5 protein-coding genes and 1 pseudogene are annotated in these 4,106 nt (G+C 60.1%); 1 reads left to right on the forward strand and 5 read right to left on the reverse strand.

Features of this window, described 5'->3' with window-relative positions:
• Window positions 1-80: 80 nt before the first annotated feature.
• The 5 genes from FE811_RS25930 to FE811_RS25955 form a co-directional block, all read right to left on the reverse strand.
• A complete protein-coding gene (locus FE811_RS25930; protein WP_140849383.1) occupies window positions 81-683 on the reverse strand; it encodes a hypothetical protein in 603 nt (200 codons plus the stop codon).
• A gap of 94 nt (window positions 684-777) precedes the next feature.
• Window positions 778-1,065 carry a hypothetical protein gene (locus tag FE811_RS25935; RefSeq protein ID WP_036759651.1) on the reverse strand — a complete coding sequence of 96 codons (288 nt, stop codon included), beginning with the start codon at window positions 1,063-1,065 and terminating at the stop codon, window positions 778-780.
• Window positions 1,058-1,846, reverse strand: a complete 789-nt coding sequence (locus FE811_RS28560) for a hypothetical protein (protein WP_244294904.1) — start codon at window positions 1,844-1,846, stop codon at window positions 1,058-1,060. The genes FE811_RS25935 and FE811_RS28560 overlap by 8 nt, the downstream gene beginning before the upstream one ends.
• 84 nt (window positions 1,847-1,930) lie before the next feature.
• Window positions 1,931-2,149, reverse strand: coding sequence for a hypothetical protein (locus FE811_RS25950; RefSeq protein ID WP_036759654.1), 219 nt, complete (start codon window positions 2,147-2,149; stop codon window positions 1,931-1,933).
• 343 nt (window positions 2,150-2,492) lie between these two features.
• A complete protein-coding gene (locus FE811_RS25955; RefSeq protein ID WP_116220919.1) occupies window positions 2,493-2,702 on the reverse strand; it encodes a hypothetical protein in 210 nt (69 codons plus the stop codon).
• Window positions 2,703-2,797: 95 nt separating this feature from the next.
• On the opposite strand from FE811_RS25955, the pseudogene FE811_RS25960 reads away from it, so the two are divergent.
• Window positions 2,798-3,727 (forward strand): annotated as a pseudogene (locus FE811_RS25960) (IS5 family transposase).
• The last annotated feature ends 379 nt before the right edge of the window (window positions 3,728-4,106 follow it).

Genomic DNA, 4,106 nt, shown 5'->3' on the forward strand with positions numbered 1-4,106 from the left:
AACGAGGGACGACCGGGGGGCAGGTCAAGGTCGATGAAGGTTCGTGTCAGAAGATCGTTATAGGCCGTGACCTTCCAACCTCATGCGACGAGTGTCATCGGTGTCCTCGTACTCGATAGCCTTGCTGCTTTTCCCGATATCGTTTTCAGGATGATGCATTCTGCTGGGACTGTGCAGATCGCTTTCTGATTGACGATCAGCTCCTCGAATCGCTTTTGCAGTACCGTGCTGGCCTGGATTCTGCTCGTCCTGTTTCCCTTGGCTCCGGGGGCGGCATAGCTTCCAGTCGATACTCGTACCAATCCAGCAGCATTCAACCGCTTCACCAGCACCACCACATGCTTGGTCAACGCCAAAAGATTATACCGGGATTTGCTGCTCCAGGCTCCTTCCGAGAAAGGCATACCCAAACAGAGAAGGGGGTCCTCCCGCCACACCAGATAAAGCGCCGTCACCAGCACCCGGAGCTGTTCGATATAGGGCCGCGCGGGTTTCTTGCCACCTTTCTGCTTTCCTGCCTCATCAGCAGCAAGGTGTTCGTCCCAGATCTCCTGCACCAGACCAATCAAGGCGGGGTCTTCCGTCCAGACGGCGGTGTCCAAAGGCCGGGAATGCTGCGAGTCAAAGATGATCTCCTGCGGTGCTGCTTCTAGTGCTGGTTCGTTCGGTGGCTCTTCCTGCATCCCGTCCCGTCTCCGTCGTGGGCGTCATAGATAAGGTGGCGATAAAAAAAGAAAAGTGGTGCTCCCCGGCGACCAAAGCCGCCGAGGAAATTTTTTACATGCTGTCGATGGCATCCATGACCAGTTGAATTGCCTGCTTCTGCCACGGGGCAAGGACAGCACGGGCAAGGGGTAGCCAGCCCTCATCGTCAAGCCTGACCACCTCCTCCCCCTCGTCCGTCACGTCATAGGCGAGGCTGCCACCACCCGGCCCAAGGAAGACCACCGAGCAATCGCTGCCAAACACGCGCGACAGGGATTCAGCATCAGCCTCGTGGCCATAGGGCAGCCACCACCGCCCCCCGGAAAACACCAGAGGATAGACTTCAAGGGGTTCAGTCATCCCAACCTCCCAGACGTCCGGTGTGCAGGTAATAGGCGAGGGCTTCACGGAACTGGGCGGCATCCCGGAAACCCTGCTCCTGCGCTGCCCGATCCTCGGCCATGGAACGAGAAAGACCGCCATCATATTCCATGATAGCGGCCCGCTCCTCGAACTCGTCAATGTCGGGAACTAGAGGCATGGCAACCCCACCTTCTCGACGATCTCGCGCTTCTGTTCGTCGCTGATCCCGGCGGAATAGATGCCATAGGTCATCCTGTTTTCCGACCGCGCCGATTGGTGGCCAACGATGGATGCCGTGAAATGCTCCGGCACCCCTGCCCACTCGCACTGCGTCACGAACCATTTCCGGGTGGAATGGAACACGATACCGGGACGATCCAGCCCCAGCGCCTCCCTTATCGTGGCAAACCGCTTGGTGACGATCGAGACCGTCAGGGCAGGAAACAACCGCCCCTGCCTTGGCAGCCTTTCCAATAGCGGTGTGCACGTCGCACCGACCCGCAGGCGTGACGCTGAGCAGGCAATATTGCCCCTGATCCCGACCCATCTGGCGCATCAGCCTGCGCAGCGCGCCACACTCTTCGGGATTGGCCGACTGCAATGCCCAGCCATGCAGCCATGCCGCCGACAATCGGATCTGGAACTTGCCAAGCGCCTTGTCGACGGCAGACTGGATGGCGTCGTGGCCCGCCAGGGTAATGGCAAAGCCCTCGTCGATCAGCTGGCCCTGCGTCTCGGTATCCAGTTCGACCGGGGATTGCCCGCCGAGCTGCGTCATCGTCCCGAGACCAAGGCACCAGCGCTCGAGAACGTCGATCTGCAGATCGGGCAGCCACGGGCAGGCGCTCTGCCCATTAAGCTGTCACAGAACGGCCCGCTCGAAACGGGACAGCCGCTGCTCGACGATCATGTCCTCCAACCTGTGAAGCCAGTTCGGATCAGCGCGGCAACGGGCCGGCGGATCGTAGCAGGTCGTGTAGTCGCGATAGGGCAAGGACAGCAGCGCAACGCCATGTCTCGCGCAACTCGACAGCATGCGGGGCAGCCAATTCGCGTGGATTGCCAGTTCTGCAGCATCCATCCGGCTGCCCCGCCCCTGGTCGATCCAGCAGGCGGGACAGATGGCAAGATCGTCCTTTCGGATGGATCTGTCAGAAACCGCTGCCCGAGAAGATCGGTGTATTTCCGGTCGATCTGGCGTGGCGATTGCGCCAGCAGCTCGGCACAGTCGGAGCCGGTCAGAGCGGCAAGCTGCGCAACCTGCCCGGGATCGCCGGCGCAGAGCGGATTCTTCTCCATGCCCACAGCGGTGCAGAATTCGGCTAGGGTGCGGCGGCCATTCGCCTCGGTATTCCGCGCCAGCAACGAAAATGCGGGCTCTCCCGGTTTCGCGGAAAGGGAGATTGGCAGACGGGACAGGAAGGTCATAATCCCCTCCGCCGCTTCTTGGCGGGCGTCTGGCTGGGAACCGAGCGCGGTGCGGACACAGCAAGATAATTATCTGACAGGAACGGGTTCAGGGCCGGAACGCAGTCATAGCGCAAGCGATACGCCTCGGCGAAATGGCTGATCTGCAGGACCGAAGCGCATTCCGTCAGTGCCTGCTTGATGGCCCGCAGGATGATCGCACACATCTCCCCGAAGGCATATTGTGCCGCGCAGAGCGGCTTTGTTGCACTTCCCCTTGGTTGATGGATTTATGTTTTTGAGTCAGCGGGTTAGGTTGTCCATTAGTAAACCCATCCCTGGTTTCCGAACGACGAATTGGTCCGGCTATAGTCGGTCCCTGAAGCGCCGTGGCTCCCTGATGGTTTGGTTTGACCCGGAGATGGCTTGGTTCGCGGTCCCGAGCGGCAAGGCGGGTCATCCTGGGAGGTTTTCGGTGGCGGCCATACAATTCTGCCTCTCAATCAAGGTGCTGTTCGGGTTGCCGCTCCGGAAAACGACGGGGTTCCTGGAGAGCCTTCTGAACCTGTCCGGGCTCGACTGGCCGGTGCCGGATTACACGACGCTCTGCCGCAGGCAGAAGCACCTCAAGGTGCAGACCCCGTATCGCGCGGCGTCCGGGCCGCTGCATTTTCTGGTGGACAGCACTGGCATCAAGTTCTCTGGAGAAGGCGAGTGGCAGGTCCGCAAGCACGGGGCCAGCCGCCGTCGCCAGTGGCGCAAGATCCACATCGGTATTGATGCCGATACGTTGGAAGTGCGGGCTGTCGAGATGACCAGCAACCGCATCGGAGATGCACCGGTTCTGCCCGACCTGCCGGTGCAGATACCGCCGCAGGAGCAGATCGGCAGCGTCACCGCCGATGGGATCTACGACACCAAAGGCTGCCACGCCGCCATCGCGGGCTGAGGCGCTGAAGCCATCATACCGCCGCGCCGAAATGCCCGCACCTGGAAGGGGGATGATCTAGGCCTACAGGCGCGAAACGAAGCGCTACTTGCCTGCAAACGCTTCGGACGGGCCAACTGGAAGAAATGGTCAGGCTATCACCGACGAAGTTGCGTAGAGGTCAAGATGCGTTGTCTCAAGCTCCTGGGTGAGCGCATCATGGCGAGAGACTTCGACCGGCAGGATGCAGAGGTTCAGATCCGAATAGCACTCATGAACCGCTTCGCGTCACTCGGCTCGCCGGAGACCGTTCGCATGCGCTGACGAGAGAAAGGAAAGGGATAAGTTCGACCTAAACCCGAATAACGCAACAAAGCCATGCTAGCCGAATCTTAGGGCAATGAAGCTCGTGTCTGATACTCGGAGACGGGCATTGCTCGTTAGCGTCCGCAAGCATGGTGTAATTTCATCGACGTAACCGGTGTCATCCTGGGCGGCCAGCGAGATGCATGATCCAGAGGGAGTTTCGACGCTTCAACCGCCGGAAAACCCTGATCGCCATCCAACCTATCCAAGCTTCTGGCAAAGCATGACCGGGGCATTTTCCTGCGCGGTCTCGTCGAGGACATCTCGTCCCGCACGCATCAAGACACATGCATCGCCTCTCCACCGCATGGTAACGGCCCGATTGTTACCGCCTGCC

This window comes from Paracoccus sp. FO-3 (genome assembly GCF_006386455.1).
Classification (GTDB): domain Bacteria; phylum Pseudomonadota; class Alphaproteobacteria; order Rhodobacterales; family Rhodobacteraceae; genus Paracoccus; species Paracoccus versutus.

What these genes read in the sequence shown, in the direction of transcription:
- FE811_RS25930 (WP_140849383.1), bottom strand. Translation starts at nt 683, where the DNA reads ATGCAGGAAGAGCCACCGAACGAACCAGCACTAGAAGCAGCACCGCAG.
- FE811_RS25935 (WP_036759651.1), bottom strand. Translation starts at nt 1,065, where the DNA reads ATGACTGAACCCCTTGAAGTCTATCCTCTGGTGTTTTCCGGGGGGCGG.
- FE811_RS28560 (WP_244294904.1), bottom strand. Translation starts at nt 1,846, where the DNA reads ATGACGCAGCTCGGCGGGCAATCCCCGGTCGAACTGGATACCGAGACG.
- FE811_RS25950 (WP_036759654.1), bottom strand. Translation starts at nt 2,149, where the DNA reads ATGGATGCTGCAGAACTGGCAATCCACGCGAATTGGCTGCCCCGCATG.
- FE811_RS25955 (WP_116220919.1), bottom strand. Translation starts at nt 2,702, where the DNA reads ATGTGTGCGATCATCCTGCGGGCCATCAAGCAGGCACTGACGGAATGC.